The sequence below is a fragment of the Serratia sp. CY82433 genome (assembly GCF_052166535.1).
Taxonomy (GTDB): domain Bacteria; phylum Pseudomonadota; class Gammaproteobacteria; order Enterobacterales; family Enterobacteriaceae; genus Serratia; species Serratia sarumanii.
On record NZ_JBJNOR010000001.1, the window covers coordinates 1,858,380 to 1,873,198 of the forward strand.

A 14,819-nucleotide genomic window follows, 5' to 3' on the forward strand; every position below is an offset into this window, starting at 1 on the left:
GTCGAATTTATAAGGATATGGGGGCGACGGCGCGGATTGCAATGGCGGGAAAATGTAAGCGGTTAATGCGGCGCCGTTCCGACGCCGCGTTTTTGTGACACAGTCACGTCATGACATGATTAACCCGCCGTCCACATTGATGGTTTGGCCGGTGATGTAGTCGGCATCGTCCGAGGCAAGAAAGGCCACGAGACCCGCCACGTCCTCGGGCTGACCGGCGCGCTTGAGCGGAATACCCGCCACCCACTCGGCCATCAACTCCCCTTTGCCGTAGGTTTTTTCCGGCCCGCTGAGAATTTCTCCCCAAACGCGGTCGTTATATTCCCACATCTCGCTTTCAATGATGCCGGGGCAGAATGCATTGACGGTAATGCCATGCGGTGCCAGCTCGAGCGCTAAACTTTGCGTAATGCCGATCACGCCCATTTTGCTGGCGGCGTAATGCGGTGTGTAAATGAATCCGTTACGCCCCTGACCGGAAGAGGTGTTGATCAGCCGCCCCTGGCGCTGGCCGACCATATATTTAGCCGCTTCCCGGCAGCAGAGCCACACCGCAGTGGTATTTACCGCCAACACTTTCTCAAAATCGCTTTTGGGCATCTGGTCAAAACGATCGATAGTGATCACCCCGGCGTTTTGAATGGAAACGTCGATCGCGCCGAATCGCTCCCAAGCCTGACGATAAAAATCAACCACCTGCGCCTCATCGGTGACGTCGAGGATCACCGGCAGAATCTCCACACCATAACGCTGGCGCAGCGTTTCCGCCGTGGTCAGAATGCGTTCCGCATTCGATGCAATCACCAGATTGGCGCCCAAACGGGCGAAGCGCTCGGCGATGCCGGCCCCAATGCCGCGGCATGCGCCGGTAATCACCACGGTTTTCCCCGTGAAATCACGATTCATGGTTGTTCTCCTGTCATCAATGAGCTCGCCTGCGGCCGCCACAAGGTGCGTTGCACCGCCTGCCGCCAGGCGCTGTAGTTTTCCTGCAGCTGCCGGTGGCGCTGCATATCGGGTTTAAATTCATCATGTTGGGGCAACAATGCCGCCAGTTGCCGATCGGTAGTCCCCCACAGGCTGCGCATCGCCATCAGCGCCGCCCCCAGCGCCGAGAGTTCCGCCGTGTTGCTGCGCCACACCGGGCAACCCAGCAGATCGGCCTGAAACTGCATCAGCCAGTCATTGCGGCTGGGGCCGCCATCGGCCATTAACCCCTGCAATGCAAAACCCGGCTGTTGCCGCAATACGCCGATCACATCGGCGATTTGATAAGCCACCGACTCAAATGCGGCCCGCACCAAATGTTCCCGCCGCGTGCCGCGGCTGAGGCCGCAGATCACGCCGCGTGCCTGCTCATCCCACCAGGGTGCGCCGACCCCGGTCAGTGCCGGCACAAAATAGACGCCACCGCTGTCGGCCACGCAAACAGGCAGTTCACTTAACGGCGTCTCGCCCCCCGCCGGCATGGCGGTGATATCCAGCATCCAGGCAATGGCGTCGCCGGTGTGGGGAATATTGCCCTCCAGCGCATACTGCATACGCTCGCCATCGTGCCAGGCGACGGTCGTTGCCAGAGCGCTCGTGTCGCATTGCGCTTCGGCGATCGGCGCCATCACCGATGAACCGGTGCCATAGGTGGCCTTAACCTGCCCCGCCTGGCCGAGCGCATGGCCGTACAGCGCCGCATGCGAATCACCGACCATCGCGCCAATCGGAATGCCGTCGGCAATGCCTTCCAATCCCAACGTCGCGCCGAACACATGGCTGGAGGGAGAGATCGTCGGCAGCGCCTGGCGGGGAATGTTGAACAGCGCCAGCATCCGCTCGTCCCAATCGCCGGAGGCAAGGTTCAACAGCTGGGTGCGAGCGGCATTGGAGGTATCGCAGCCGAATGCCTGTCCTCCGCTCAACTGCCACAGCAGCCAGGCATCGATGGTGCCAAGGCAGATTTCTCCGTTCTCCGCCATCCGTTGCCCCCCTTCGCAGCGATCGAGCAACCAGCGCATTTTCGCCGCCGAGAACAGCGGTGAAAGCGGCAGGCCGGTGGCGCGACGCACCACTTCGGCCTGCCGATCGTGCCGCAGCCGTTCACAGAAATCGGCGGCACGCGCGCATTGCCAGGTTAGGGCCGGACCGATCGGCTGGCCGTCGGAACGCCGCCAACCGATGGCGGTTTCACGCTGGTTGCTGATGGCGATACCGGCAATACGGGATGCGCCGGCCAACGCAATCGCTTCCCGCAGCACCGCCAGAGAGGCTGCCAGTAAGGCCTCGCCCCGCTGTTCCACCCAACCGGGCTGCGGCGTCTGCAGCGTCAACGGCCTGCTGGCTCTGGCGACGATCGCCCCCTGCGCATCCACCACCACGGCCTTGGCGTTGCTGGTGCCTTCGTCCAACGCGACAATGCAATCCGCTTTAGCCATGGCTCACCTCAGCCAGCGGCTGCACCGCTTTTTTCTCCTGCCGCTGCATCAAAATGACCTTGCTCTGCAAACGCTGCTGGAACTGGTCAATCACCACGGCGGTAACGATCACCAGCCCTTTAATCACCATTTGCCAGAACTCGCTGACGCCCATCATCACCAGACCGTCCGCCAGAAAAACGATCACAAAGGCGCCGATGATCGAACCGAATACCCTGCCGCGGCCACCGCTGAGCGCCGTACCGCCCAGCACCGTCGCGCCGATGGCGTCCATCTCGAACATATTGCCGGTCATCGGGTGCGCGGTTTGCAACTGAGAAGCGATGACCAGCCCCACCAGCGCCGCACACAGCCCGGAGAAGGCATAGACGAACATTTTCACTTTGACGATCGGCACCCCCGACAGCCGCGCCGCCGGCTCATTGCCGCCAATCGCATAGATATAACGGCCCAGCGGCGTTTTCTTGGTGAGATAGATCCCCAACAACACGATGGCCAACATCAGCCAAATCGGGTTGTAAATCCCGAGAAAGGTGCCGGATCCCAGGGCCGCGAAACCGGTGTTGCCCAGCGCTTCCATGCCCACCAGATTGGGATAGGTTTTGCCGTCCGCCGTCAACAACGCCGCTCCGCGCGCCACGTACATTGCGCCCAGGGTGCAGATGAACGGCGCAACGCCGAGCCGCGTGATCAGCGTGCCGTTGATCAAACCCAACAACACGCCCAACAGCGCCACCGCGCCGATCACTTCAAAGACGTTGAGAAACAGCCGGTTGCCATCCCACAGCGGGATGCCGACGGTCAACAGCGCACCGGCGATCATCCCGCACAGGCCCGCCACCGCGCCGACCGACAAGTCGATGCCGCCGGTAAGGATCACCAGCGTCATGCCAACCGCCAGCAGCCCGGTAATCGCCACGTGCTGCGTCATGATCAGCAGATTGGAGACGGTCAGAAAATTCGGCACCATGCCGCTGAAGAACAGCACCACCAGCAACAGGGCGATGAAGGTGCGCGCCTGCAGCAAATACATATACAACCGATACTTGGTTTGCATTGCCTTATCCTTATGCGTGTGGGGTTGAGGCGCGGATCAGCGTTTCGCGATCGGCCCGTTCGCGCGGCAGATCGGCCGTCAGTTTCCCGTCCGCCATCACCATCACCCGGTCGGCCAGTGAGACCACCTCATCCAGCTCCGACGAAGAGAACATCACCGCCAGCCCCTGGCGTGCCATCGCGCCAATCAGGTGATAAACGTCCGTTTTGGCGCCGACGTCGATTCCGCGCGTCGGCTCATCGAGAAACACTACCTGCGGCCCGGTCAGCAGCGCCTTGCCCAACACCACTTTCTGCTGATTGCCGCCGCTCAGGCTGGTGATTGGCAGCTCCCGGTCACTCACCTTGATCGCCAGTTTTTCGATCATGCCGTCGACCAACGCACACTCCCCGGCCGACGCCAACGGCCGCAGCGCGTTGCGCCCCAGGCTGGCCAGGGTCATGTTGGCCTTGATCGACATCATCTGCACCAAGCCCTCCGCCTGCCTGTCTTCCGGCACCAGCGCCATGCCCAACGCCATGCGCTGACGAAACCCCAACCGCTCCACGCTTTTGCCGTTGAGCAGAATGCGGCCTGCCGTCTGGCGCATCACGCCGTTGACCACCTTGAACAGTTCGGTGCGGCCGGCGCCCAACAGGCCATAAATGCCGATCACTTCCCCTTTACGCAGTGAAAAACTGACGTCGTTAAGGCAATAGCCGCCGTTTTCACGTGGCAGCGTCAACTGCTCAACCTTCAGCACTTCATCCCCTTGCTCTGCCGCGCAATAATCAAAGTGCTTGCTCTTTTCCCCGACCATCTTTTCGATGATCCACGGGATGCTGACGTTGCAGACCGGCTCGGCGGCAACAAAACGCCCATCGCGAAACACCGTGATGCGATCGCCAATCTCCATCAGCTCTTCCAGACGGTGAGAAATGTAGATGATGGTGACGCCGCGTTTTTTCAGATCGGCGATCACCCGAAACAGCGTGCGCACTTCAGCCTGGCTCAGCGCCGACGTCGGCTCATCCATGATCAGCACCCGGGTGTCCTTCGCCAAGGCGCGAGCAATTTCCACCAGCTGCTGATGTCCGATGCCGAGACTGCCCAACGGCGTATGCGGATCGATGTCCAACTCCAGCCGCTGCAGTAAGGATTTGGCCAGCTGATATTGATAGTCCACATTGATGCGGCCACGCTGGAAGAACTCGTTGGCCATAAAAATGTTGTCCATCACCGACAGGTTGGGGAACAGGTTCAGCTCCTGGAAAATAATGCTGATCCCGAGCCGCTCCGCCTGCTGCGTGGAAGTTAGCGTCACCGCTTTACCCTCCAGCTCGATGGTGCCGGAGGACGGGGTTTCCACCCCCGCCAGCAGCTTCATCATGGTCGACTTGCCGGCGCCGTTTTCGCCGATCAGCACGTTGACCTGATTGCGAAACACTTGATAACTCACGCTATCCAATGCCGTGACGCCAGGATAGAGACGCGAAACGTTGCGCGTTTGAATAATGACCGGATCGCTCATCACGCCCCCTTAGGTTGAATGCGTACCGGCGTGATCAACAGCGGCTCGGCAGGCGCCTGCCAACTGCTGAATACGCCGTACACGGTAATGTGGTCACCCACCTTGGGCGGGGATCCGGCGAGTTCGTCGATCGAAGCCTGATTAATCGCCCTGGCAAAATCGCCGAACAGCGCTTGGTCATTGAAATCGCTGTAGCTCAGCCCGCGATAGCTGTCGCGCAACGCCGTACCGCGATAAACCGGCCCGATCTGCACCTCCACGCTGCTGAGCGGCGCATCGGTCAGCTTGAGCGTTAATTTTCCGCTGCGCGACCGGGTGTTGACCGCCGCGACTTCACCGCTGACCTTAACGTTGAAATAACATGGAAACTCCGGTTGAGCGCGGTACCCCAGCAGATCGCAGGCGCTGTCAAAATCCTTGGCCTGGGCGATCCGGGCGAGCAGCTCGCCCAGCGGCTGCGCCGTTTTGACCGCTTGCGGAGCGATTTGGCTGCGGTAAATTTCCGCCGCCTGCGCCACATGCGGATTCACCGGGGAGCGAAGCTCCGCCAGCTTTTTCTCCGAAACGATACGGCAACCGCTCAACGCCAGGACGACGGTGACGGCCAGCGCAATGCGCATCGACATGACAACACCTCCGATCGCACCCCGCCGCCGGGACGGGGTGGTGAAAGACGCCGCTCAGCGCGGATTACGGTTTGAAGTTGAAGTCACTGACCCGTTGCGCATTGTCTTTGCCGATCAGGATGCCGCGGAACATCACGCGCTCCTTGCCGGTATAGCTGCCGGATTGGAAATAGCCGTCGAGGATTTCAACGCCCTGTGCGGCGATCGCCTGCGCCTGCAACATCACGCTGGCATAGAGGCTACCGTTGAGAATGGCGTCGCGTTCATCGTTGCTGCCGTCGATGCCCACCACGGTGACATCCTGCCGGCCGGCGGCCTTCAGCGCCGCCACTGCCCCCAGCGCCACCGGGCCGTTGCCGCAGATCACGCCTTTGATGTCCGGATGCGCCTGCAGGATGCTGTCCATGATGCGTTTCCCTTCCAGCAGATTGCCCTTGGCATCCTGACGCGCCACGCTGACCATCTCAGGATATTGGTCGATCACGTTGTGGAACGACTGCGAGCGCGTGACGCAGTTATTGTCCGCCAGGTTGCAGGTCAGCTCGGCGTATTTGCCGGTTTCCCCCATTTTTTCTACAAACTGGTTGGCGACGTCCGAGCCGGCCTGGAAGTTGTTATGGGTGATCTGCGCCAACGCCACGCCATCCACCGGGATCTCGCGGTTGATCAGTACCACCGGAATACCGGCGTTTTTCGCCTGCTGCACGGCGGCGACGCTGGCTTGGGAATCGGCGTTATCCAAAATGATGCCCTGTACTTTGCGGCCGATAACCAGGCTAATCAGCTCTCCCTGGCGCTTAACGTCTTCACCGTGCGACAACACCAGCGTCTGGTAACCGAGGGACTTGGCCTTGGTCTCGGCCCCCTTGGCCTCTGCGGAGTAATAAGGGTTATCCAGCGAATTGACGAGAATGGCGATCGTGCCCTTTTCCGCCGCCATGGCAGAGGTGCAGGCAAAACCGGTGAGCAGGGTAAGGTAAGTGGCTATTTTTCTCATGATGGTGTTCTCTTATCGTTGTATTGAACATCGTCTGGTGTTGGCGATCGCTGCGGTTGCCGCTTACCAAATGGTAAAACCGCCGTCGATCATCAGGTCCGCGCCGGTAATCATGTCGCTGCCGTTGCTGGCAAAAAACAGGATCGCCGCCGCAATTTCGTCGGTATAAGCAAAACGCCCCAGCGGGATCAGCTTTTTCATCGCCTCGCCTTTCTCGCCGCACCAGGCTTTCTCTCCCATAGGCGTCAGCACCACGGTGGGCGATAACGTGTTGACCGTAATGCCGTGCGGCGCCCATTCTTTGGCCATCACCTTGGTCATGCCCAGCAGCCCCGCCTTGGCGGCGGTGTAAGCGCAGTGATCGTCAATGGCGATGGAGGCCGCCTGCGACGCGATGTTGATGATTTTCCCGCCGTGGCCGGCGGCTATCGCGCGGCGCGCCAGTTCTTGCGAGCACAAAAAAGGACCGGTGAGGTTGACCGCCAAGTGGCGCTGCCACTCCTCGAGCGTCACTTCCGTCGCCGGTTGCAGATTGACGTAGCCGGCGCAGTTGACCAGGATATCGAGCCGGCCAAAGCGCCGCTGAGCCGCGTTGAAGGCGGCAGCCACCGAGCCGGGTTCGGTCACGTCGCACACCTGGCAGAACACCTGTTCTTCACCCAACTCCCGCAGCGCCGCCGCGGCCTTGTCCTGTTCAAAGGCCGGATACATCAATACCAGGCGCGCGCCCTTCTCCAGCAGCAGGCGATTGGCGGCCATCGCGATGCCGCCCAGACCGCCGGTGATCACCGCTACCTTCCCTGCCAGCGACATCCGGCTATCGACACCGTAGCGTAAATTAACGTCGTATTCGTTCTGCTCCATCGCATTCCCCCTATGGCGTTAACTGAGCATGCAACCCTGCGGCGTCGATGGCGTATTGCCGCCGCAGCGCCGCCCGGCTGCTGCTGTGGGTGAATTCATAAGCCGGCACGCCCAGCGCGGTAAACGGCCGCGGCAGCTGATGCCGCAGCAACAGCTCACCGATGATGGTGCCCAGGCCACCGCTGAGGGCGTGCTCCTCCATGGTCAGCACCCGGCGGTGCGAACGTATCAACGCCACTACCGCCGCCTCATTGAGTGGCCAGAGCGAAGGCAGCGAGACGATGGTCGGGTTATCGCCCAATTCCAGCACCTTCATCGCCTCGTGCGCCACCGTCCCCAGGCAAAACACCAGGCTGTCAGATCCTTGATGCAGCACCTCCGGCTCTCCGGGGCGGAAGTGATAGCTCGCGTTCAGCACCGGCAGCTTGTCGCTGTCCATACGGATATAGGCCGGGCCGGGTTGCGCGATGACATAACGGACAATCTCTGCCGCTTGCCGCGCATCCGCCGGCGCATAGACGCTGAGATTGCCCAGCGTGCGGGCGATGGCGATATCGTTCATGCAATGGTGCGTCGCCCCCAGCGGCCCATAGCCGAATCCGGCATTCAGGCCGAGCATTTTCACGTTGGTTTCCGTGTAGCAAACATCGTTTTTCATCTGCTCGTTAGAACGGGCGAACAGGAAAGGCGCGGCGTTAGCGGTAAAGACCGTGCGGCCGCTGAGCGCCATGCCGGCGGCCATGCCCACCATATTTTGTTCGGCGATGCCGACGTTCACCACACGCTCCGGATAAGCCTGCTCAAAGGGCGCGATTTTCGACGTGGACGTGGAGTCCGCCACCATCACGCTCAGATCTGCCCCCGCCAGCTGCTCTTCGATCAACGCCGTCACCACGGCATCGCGTAAGTCCTGCATGTTCACCCCTCCAGTTCCGCCAGCGCCTGCGCCAGCTGTTGTTCGTCCGGTACCGCGTGATGCCAGGCGGCAACGTTAGCCATAAACGACACGCCGTGCCCCTTTTCGGTATTGGCCAAAATCACCCGCGGCTTGTCCTGGCTCGGGCGTTGGATCGCCGCCACCAGCGCCGCCGGATCGTGCCCGTCGCATTCCAGGGTTTCGAAACCGAAAGCGCGCCATTTTTCCGCCAGCGGCTCCAGCGGCATGATGGCCTCTGTCTTGCCCGCCAGCTGCAGCCGGTTGCGATCGACGATGGCAATCAGGTTATCCAGCTTGAATTTGCTGGCCGCCATCGCCGCCTCCCAGTTGGATCCCTCCGCCAGCTCGCCGTCGCCCAGCAGCACGAAAGCGCGGCGATGTGCGCGCCCGGCCAGTTTGTTGCCCAGCGCCAGCCCCACGGCGATCGGCAGGCCATGCCCCAAACCGCCGGAGTTGATCTCCACCAGCTCCGGCAGCTTCTGCCGCACCGGATGCCCGGCCAGCAAGGTGTCGTCGCCCATGAACTGATCGAGCACCGCCGGATCGAGCAGGCCCATCGCCGCGCAGCTGCAGTAAAAACCGCCGGCGCCGTGCCCTTTAGACAAAATGAACCGATCCTGATCGGGCCGGGCATTGCCGCGATCCATCACCGCCATATACAAGGTGCAGATGATGTCGATTTCCGACAGATCGGCGCCGGTATGGCCCTTGCCTGCCTTATGGTTCATGGTCACCACATATCGGCGCGCCTGGCGCGCCGTGTTTTTAATCGCCTGGAAGTCCATCGTCACCTCTGCTTGAGCACATTGATTATCGTTATCGCCTCTAAAACGATCCGCTAACCCGCCATTGATTTTCGAATGGAAATCATATGCAGCAAAAACGATAATTAATGTGGTCAAGATCAAATTTCAAGCAAAAGCACGCAGCCGGCGGAATCACAATTCACAAAAAACAATAAATAACAATGAAGTGCAAACATTCAAATAACTTAAAATTCGTTTTACCCGGTGACTTTCGCTGACACCATAGACTTTCGAATAAAAATCAATATGGGTTGACCGGGTTTATCCATAGCTTTATCAATAATCGCGAGCTAAAATTCAGCGCATCAATAAGGAGTTGCCGTGGCAAACCGCCCGGCGGGAACTGACAGGTGCAGGAGTCTTTCGATTGAAAAGCAAAAGCGAACAGCTGGCGGAAATGCAGCAACGGCGCGAAAAGATCCTCGACATGATCCGCGAAGACGGCTCGGCGACGGTCAAAATGCTGACCGATACCTTCAAGCTGACCGAAGCGACCATTCGCACCGACCTGCGGGTCCTGCAGCAACAAGGTTATGTGCAGCGTTTCCACGGCGGCGCAACCCTGGTCGATGGCAAGCAAAACACCCATGCCATGCTGTTGGAACGCCAGGTCAACCTGACCGCCAAGGATCGCATCGGCAAGCTCGCCGCCGGTTTTATCGAACCGGGCGACACCATCATTCTTGATTCGGGCACCACCACCACGGCTATCGCCAATCACCTGAGCCACATCAAGAAACTGTCCGTTATCACCACCGGCGTCAATATCGCGCTGCAGCTGGGCGGCGAACCGGGCGTGAACATTTTGCTGACCGGCGGCTCGTTCAAATTTCCGACGCTTTCCACTTCGGGGGACAAAGCCGCCGGCTTCTTCGAGAACGTTCTGGCCCAGAAACTGTTCCTCGCAACGGCCTGCATCTCACCCCGCCACGGCCTCAGTTTCCCAAGCGAGACCGACATCAAACTGAAAACGGCAATGATCAACGCAGCCAACACGGTGTATGTGGTTGCCGACTCCAGCAAAATCGATAAGGTGTCGATGTTCGCATTGCCCTGTGACTGGCAGCATATCGACTATTTGATCACCGACGACGGTATCAGCAATACCGCCATACAGGCCTTTGAGAAGGTGGGAGTAAAGGTGTTGGTGGCAGGCGCCTGACGGGCGCCTGCGAGAAGAATGCTTATTCCGGCTTGCGCGCCGCGATTTCCTGCTGCTCTTGCGGCGGCGGCGTCAGCGGGCCAAACCAGCGCTGCGCCAGCCAGCAGGTGACCACCACCAACAGCCAACTGATCAGCGTGGCCATCGCCAGATCGCGTGGCCAGTGCATGCCCAGCAGCAAACGGCTGCCCATCACCCCCGTTGCCCACACCATCAGCAGCGCGACGGTTTTATAATGGCGGCGCGGCCACAGCAGCCCTACGCCCAACAGCGCCCAGGTGGCGGCGAACATCGTATGCCCCGACGGGAAAGCGAAGCCGGTTTCAAACTGCCAGTGCTTGCGCAGCCAGTTCGGCACCAGGGTCTGATCCTGCAATTGCTCGCGCACCAGCGCGCTGCGCTCTTTGCGATGCAGCGAATAGAAGTATTTGCCGTCCACGCCGTGGTTTTGCTCCAGCCATACCACAAACGGCCGCGGTTCTTGCACCCGATCCTTGATCAGCGACTTGATCCCCTGCCCAATCACCAACGCGGCGGAAAGCAGGATCGCCAGACCGATGGCCGCCTTGAGCCGAAAGCGCAGACACCACAAAAACCAACCGCAAAGGATAGCGCTGGTCAAAATGCCCCACGGCGAGGTCACGGTTTCGGTCACCCAGTACAGCGCTTTCAGCACCCGATCATTGCCGCCGGGCTGCCAGTGCCAGCCGGATACCCAAACCGCCAGCGGCATCAACAGCAGCAGCAGCGCGCCGCCCGCCGTGCGTTTTGCTATCTCATACATTCCCGTTTTCCTCTGCGTGAATCAGACTGCAGTGTAACAAGAGTGTAATCTTGATAACACGCGAAAAATTAAACAGATAGGCAACCTATCGCAATAATAGGTAGCCGGAAAACGCCATCTGCTGGTTTGCTGAGCACCGCCCGGCAAGAAGTTGTGGCAAAATAGCCGATAATTGACGAAATAGAGATCGGCGCAGCACGTTTTAGTCTTGGTCAATTTACCGAACCGGACTTAGGATGCGCGACAATGATTGAATCGTAGGTTTTTGTGGAGAGTGACATGCAGCTTAAACGGGTGGCAGAGGCTAAACTGCCGACACCTTGGGGCGATTTCCTGATGGTAGGATTCGAAGAACTGGCGACCGGGCATGACCATCTGGCGCTGGTATTCGGTGATATTTCCGGCGAAGCGCCGGTGCTCGCGCGCGTGCATTCCGAATGTCTTACCGGCGATGCCCTGTTCAGCCTGCGCTGCGACTGCGGTTTTCAGCTGGAAGCCGCGCTGGAGCAAATCGCCGAAGAAGGCCGCGGCATTCTGCTTTATCATCGCCAGGAGGGCCGCAATATAGGCCTGTTGAACAAGATCCGCGCCTATGCCCTGCAGGATAAGGGCGCAGACACCGTGGAAGCCAACCACCAGCTCGGCTTCGCCGCCGACGAGCGCGACTTCACCCTGTGCGCCGACATGTTCAAACTGCTGGGCGTCGACGCGGTGCGTTTGCTGACCAACAACCCGAAAAAGGTCGAGATCCTGACCGAAGCCGGCATCAACATCAGCGAGCGCGTACCGCTGATCGTCGGCCGTAACCCGAAGAACGAACACTATCTGGCGACCAAGGCCGCCAAAATGGGCCATTTGCTCGACCAGAAGTGATCGCCGCCGCGGCGGAAACAATCAGGGCGCCTTGCGGCGCCCTTTTTATTGCTTAATTACAGCATTTTCCTGATCACATAATGCAGGATGCCGTCGTTTTCGTAGTAGGTCAGCTCATTGCCGGTATCGATGCGGCAACGGGTGTCGATCACTTCCTTGCGCCCGTCAGCATAGGTGATGTGCACCGGCACCGTCTGGCCCGGCTGCAGCTGCTGCAGGCCGCCGACGCTGATCTGCTCATCCCCGGTCAGCCCCAGGGTTTTGCGCGTCACCCCTTGCGGGAACTCCAGCGGCAAAATCCCCATGCCGATCAGGTTGGAGCGGTGAATGCGCTCGAAGGATTCGGCGATCACCACCCGCACGCCCAACAGGCGCGGCCCTTTCGCCGCCCAGTCGCGGCTGGAGCCAGAGCCGTACTCTTTACCGGCGATCACCGCCAGCGGCACCTTTTCCTGCTGATACTGCATGGCGGCGTCGTAGATAGACAGCTGCTGCTGCGACGGGATATGGCGGGTATAGCCCCCTTCCACGCCCGGCACCATTTCGTTGCGAATGCGGATATTGGCGAAGGTGCCGCGCATCATCACTTCGTGGTTGCCGCGGCGCGAGCCGTAAGAGTTGAAATCCTGCGGCGCCACGCCGTGCTCGCTCAGGTAACGCCCCGCCGGGCTGTCGCGCTTGATGTTGCCCGCCGGCGAGATGTGGTCGGTGGTCACCGAATCGGCCAGAATCGCCAGAATGCGCGCGTCTTTGATGTCCTGCACCGGATCCGGCGTCACTTTCATGGTGCTAAAGAACGGCGGATGACGAATATAGGTAGAATCCTCCTGCCACTGATAGGTCGCCGAGCCGGTCACCTGGATCGCCTGCCAGTTAGCGTCGCCGTCGAACACTTCGCCATATTCCTTGTGGAACATCTCGGTGCGCACTTCTTCCACCGCCTGAGCGATGTCCTGGCTGCTCGGCCAGATGTCCTTCAAATAGACCGGTTGACCGTCGTTGCCCTCGCCCAGCGGCTCTTTGGTCAGGTCAATCTTCATGCTGCCCGCCAGCGCATAAGCCACCACCAGCGGCGGCGAGGCCAGCCAGTTGGTTTTCACCAGCGGGTGGATGCGCCCTTCGAAGTTGCGGTTGCCCGACAGCACCGCGCCCACGGTCAGATCGCCCTCTTTTATCGCCTGCTCGATCGGATCCGGCAGCGGGCCGGAGTTACCGATGCAGGTGGTACAGCCATAGCCCACCAGATTGAACCCCAGCTCTTCCAGATAGGCGGTAAGTTTGGCGCTGTCGAAGTAGTCGGTCACCACTTTGGAACCCGGCGCCAGCGAGGTTTTTACCCAGGGCTTGCTGCGCAGCCCTTTCTTGACGGCATTTTTCGCCAGCAGGCCGGCCGCCATCATCACGCTCGGGTTGGAGGTGTTGGTGCAGGAGGTGATCGCCGCGATCACCACCGCGCCGTCGCGCAGTTCGTGCTGTTGCCCGTCCAGCGTAAAGGTTTTGCTGTCGGCTTTGGCCTTTTGACCGCCGATATCCAGCTCGGTGGCGGCCTTGAACGCCTGCGGCACATTTGGCAGCGCAACGCGATCCTGCGGGCGTTTCGGCCCGGCGAGGCTGGCTTCCACCGTCGACATGTCCAGCGCCAGCGAGCTGGTGAAGACCGGTTCATCACCGGGGTTGCGCCACATGCCCTGCGCCTTGGCGTAAGCTTCCACCAGCGCGATTTGTTCTGCGCTGCGGCCGCTGAGCTTCATATAGCCGAGCGTAACGTCATCTACCGGGAAGAAGCCGCAGGTGGCGCCAAATTCCGGCGACATGTTGGCGATAGTTGCCCGGTCCGCCAGCGGCAGATCGGCCAGGCCATCGCCGTAAAACTCGACGAACTTGCCGACAACGCCATGCTTGCGCAGCATTTGGGTGACGGTCAGCACCAGGTCAGTGGCGGTAATGCCCTCGCGGAGCTTGCCGGTCAGCTTGAAGCCGACCACGTCGGGGATCAGCATCGACACCGGCTGGCCCAGCATCGCCGCTTCCGCTTCGATGCCGCCGACGCCCCAGCCGAGGATGCCGAGGCCGTTGATCATGGTGGTGTGGGAGTCGGTGCCCACCAGCGTATCGGGATAAGCCACGCGGCGGCCGCTTTCGTCGCTGTGCCAGACCGTTTGGCCGAGGTATTCGAGGTTGACCTGGTGACAGATGCCGGTGCCCGGCGGCACCACGCGGAAGCGGTTGAAGGCTTTCTGCCCCCAGCGCAGGAAGGTGTAGCGCTCGTGGTTGCGCTGCATTTCGATACGCACGTTGTCTTCAAAGGCGTTGTCATCGCCAAATTCATCGACGGTGACCGAGTGGTCAATCACCAGATCCACCGGCGACAGCGGGTTCACCTGATCGACGTTGCCCCCCAACCGCCGCACCGCTTCGCGCATCGCGGCCAGATCCACCACCGCCGGAACGCCGGTAAAATCCTGCATCAGCACGCGCGCCGGGCGGTAGGCTATCTCACGGTCGGCATGGCCGGTTTGCAGCCAGGCGACGATGGCCTTGAGGTCGTCAACCTGCACGGTATCGCCATCCACATGGCGCAGCAGGTTCTCCAACAGCACTTTCATTGATTTCGGCAACCGGTCGATATCACCCAGCTGCTTCGCCGCCAGCGGCAGACTGTAATAGTAATATTCGCTATTCAGCGCAACCAGCTTATCCATACTTGTTTCACGAAGATCGGACGACATAGCTCCTCCATTTCTTATTGTGATAAAACAGGGTAATCACTGAGGTCT

13 protein-coding genes are annotated in these 14,819 nt (G+C 60.3%); 2 read left to right on the top strand and 11 right to left on the bottom strand.

All coding sequences use genetic code 11. The annotated features are described in order from the left end of the window. Positions 1–108: 108 nt before the first annotated feature. The 9 genes from ACJ8PI_RS09005 to ACJ8PI_RS09045 form a co-directional block, all read right to left on the bottom strand. On the bottom strand, positions 109–906 hold the full coding sequence (locus ACJ8PI_RS09005; protein ID WP_060421303.1) for an SDR family oxidoreductase: 798 nt from the start codon (positions 904–906) through the stop codon (positions 109–111). After that, a complete protein-coding gene (locus tag ACJ8PI_RS09010; protein ID WP_060438592.1) occupies positions 903–2,426 on the bottom strand; it encodes an FGGY family carbohydrate kinase in 1,524 nt (507 codons plus the stop codon). Before ACJ8PI_RS09010 ends, ACJ8PI_RS09005 begins: the two co-directional genes overlap by 4 nt. After that, complete coding sequence (locus ACJ8PI_RS09015) at positions 2,419–3,483, bottom strand: ABC transporter permease (protein ID WP_047567194.1); 1,065 nt, start codon at positions 3,481–3,483, stop codon at positions 2,419–2,421. The genes ACJ8PI_RS09010 and ACJ8PI_RS09015 overlap by 8 nt, the downstream gene beginning before the upstream one ends. Before the next feature lie 10 nt (positions 3,484–3,493). Then, positions 3,494–4,993, bottom strand: a complete 1,500-nt coding sequence (locus tag ACJ8PI_RS09020; protein ID WP_164105000.1) for a sugar ABC transporter ATP-binding protein — start codon at positions 4,991–4,993, stop codon at positions 3,494–3,496. After that, on the bottom strand, positions 4,993–5,619 hold the full coding sequence (locus ACJ8PI_RS09025) for a DUF2291 family protein (protein ID WP_033647562.1): 627 nt from the start codon (positions 5,617–5,619) through the stop codon (positions 4,993–4,995). The genes ACJ8PI_RS09020 and ACJ8PI_RS09025 overlap by 1 nt, the downstream gene beginning before the upstream one ends. A gap of 64 nt (positions 5,620–5,683) precedes the next feature. Beyond that, positions 5,684–6,616, bottom strand: coding sequence for a D-ribose ABC transporter substrate-binding protein (locus ACJ8PI_RS09030; RefSeq protein ID WP_049195436.1), 933 nt, complete (start codon positions 6,614–6,616; stop codon positions 5,684–5,686). Between the two features lie 63 nt (positions 6,617–6,679). Next, on the bottom strand, positions 6,680–7,480 hold the full coding sequence (locus ACJ8PI_RS09035; RefSeq protein WP_049195437.1) for a GolD/DthD family dehydrogenase: 801 nt from the start codon (positions 7,478–7,480) through the stop codon (positions 6,680–6,682). Between the two features lie 10 nt (positions 7,481–7,490). Then, entirely contained in the window at positions 7,491–8,396 is a 906-nt protein-coding gene (locus ACJ8PI_RS09040; RefSeq protein WP_060418851.1) for a transketolase family protein, read from the bottom strand. Positions 8,397–8,398: 2 nt separating this feature from the next. Further along, entirely contained in the window at positions 8,399–9,202 is an 804-nt protein-coding gene (locus ACJ8PI_RS09045) for a transketolase (protein WP_033634732.1), read from the bottom strand. 388 nt (positions 9,203–9,590) lie between these two features. Between ACJ8PI_RS09045 and ACJ8PI_RS09050 the strand changes: the two genes are divergently transcribed. After that, positions 9,591–10,385 (top strand): DeoR/GlpR family DNA-binding transcription regulator, encoded by a 795-nt coding sequence (locus tag ACJ8PI_RS09050; protein WP_033647568.1) that lies wholly within the window; start codon positions 9,591–9,593, stop codon positions 10,383–10,385. A gap of 22 nt (positions 10,386–10,407) precedes the next feature. On the opposite strand, the gene pgpB is transcribed toward ACJ8PI_RS09050, so the two are convergent. Next, positions 10,408–11,169, bottom strand: a complete 762-nt coding sequence (gene pgpB, locus ACJ8PI_RS09055) for a phosphatidylglycerophosphatase B (protein ID WP_049195440.1) — start codon at positions 11,167–11,169, stop codon at positions 10,408–10,410. A 279-nt stretch (positions 11,170–11,448) separates the two neighbouring features. Here pgpB and ribA point away from each other — a divergent pair, with 279 nt between their 5' ends. Next, on the top strand, positions 11,449–12,042 hold the full coding sequence (gene ribA, locus ACJ8PI_RS09060) for a GTP cyclohydrolase II (RefSeq protein WP_019452695.1): 594 nt from the start codon (positions 11,449–11,451) through the stop codon (positions 12,040–12,042). A gap of 56 nt (positions 12,043–12,098) precedes the next feature. On the opposite strand, the gene acnA is transcribed toward ribA, so the two are convergent. Further along, a complete protein-coding gene (acnA, locus tag ACJ8PI_RS09065; protein ID WP_033634746.1) occupies positions 12,099–14,771 on the bottom strand; it encodes an aconitate hydratase AcnA in 2,673 nt (890 codons plus the stop codon). Positions 14,772–14,819 lie beyond the last annotated feature (48 nt).

Excerpts from the sequence above, each read along its gene's own strand:
- ACJ8PI_RS09005 (WP_060421303.1), bottom strand. The coding sequence starts at position 906 with ATGAATCGTGATTTCACGGGGAAAACCGTGGTGATTACCGGCGCATGC.
- ACJ8PI_RS09010 (WP_060438592.1), bottom strand. The coding sequence starts at position 2,426 with ATGGCTAAAGCGGATTGCATTGTCGCGTTGGACGAAGGCACCAGCAAC.
- ACJ8PI_RS09015 (WP_047567194.1), bottom strand. The coding sequence starts at position 3,483 with ATGCAAACCAAGTATCGGTTGTATATGTATTTGCTGCAGGCGCGCACC.
- ACJ8PI_RS09020 (WP_164105000.1), bottom strand. The coding sequence starts at position 4,993 with ATGAGCGATCCGGTCATTATTCAAACGCGCAACGTTTCGCGTCTCTAT.
- ACJ8PI_RS09025 (WP_033647562.1), bottom strand. The coding sequence starts at position 5,619 with ATGTCGATGCGCATTGCGCTGGCCGTCACCGTCGTCCTGGCGTTGAGC.
- ACJ8PI_RS09030 (WP_049195436.1), bottom strand. The coding sequence starts at position 6,616 with ATGAGAAAAATAGCCACTTACCTTACCCTGCTCACCGGTTTTGCCTGC.
- ACJ8PI_RS09035 (WP_049195437.1), bottom strand. The coding sequence starts at position 7,480 with ATGGAGCAGAACGAATACGACGTTAATTTACGCTACGGTGTCGATAGC.
- ACJ8PI_RS09040 (WP_060418851.1), bottom strand. The coding sequence starts at position 8,396 with ATGCAGGACTTACGCGATGCCGTGGTGACGGCGTTGATCGAAGAGCAG.
- ACJ8PI_RS09045 (WP_033634732.1), bottom strand. The coding sequence starts at position 9,202 with ATGGACTTCCAGGCGATTAAAAACACGGCGCGCCAGGCGCGCCGATAT.
- pgpB (WP_049195440.1), bottom strand. The coding sequence starts at position 11,169 with ATGTATGAGATAGCAAAACGCACGGCGGGCGGCGCGCTGCTGCTGCTG.
- ribA (WP_019452695.1), top strand. The coding sequence starts at position 11,449 with ATGCAGCTTAAACGGGTGGCAGAGGCTAAACTGCCGACACCTTGGGGC.
- acnA (WP_033634746.1), bottom strand. The coding sequence starts at position 14,771 with ATGTCGTCCGATCTTCGTGAAACAAGTATGGATAAGCTGGTTGCGCTG.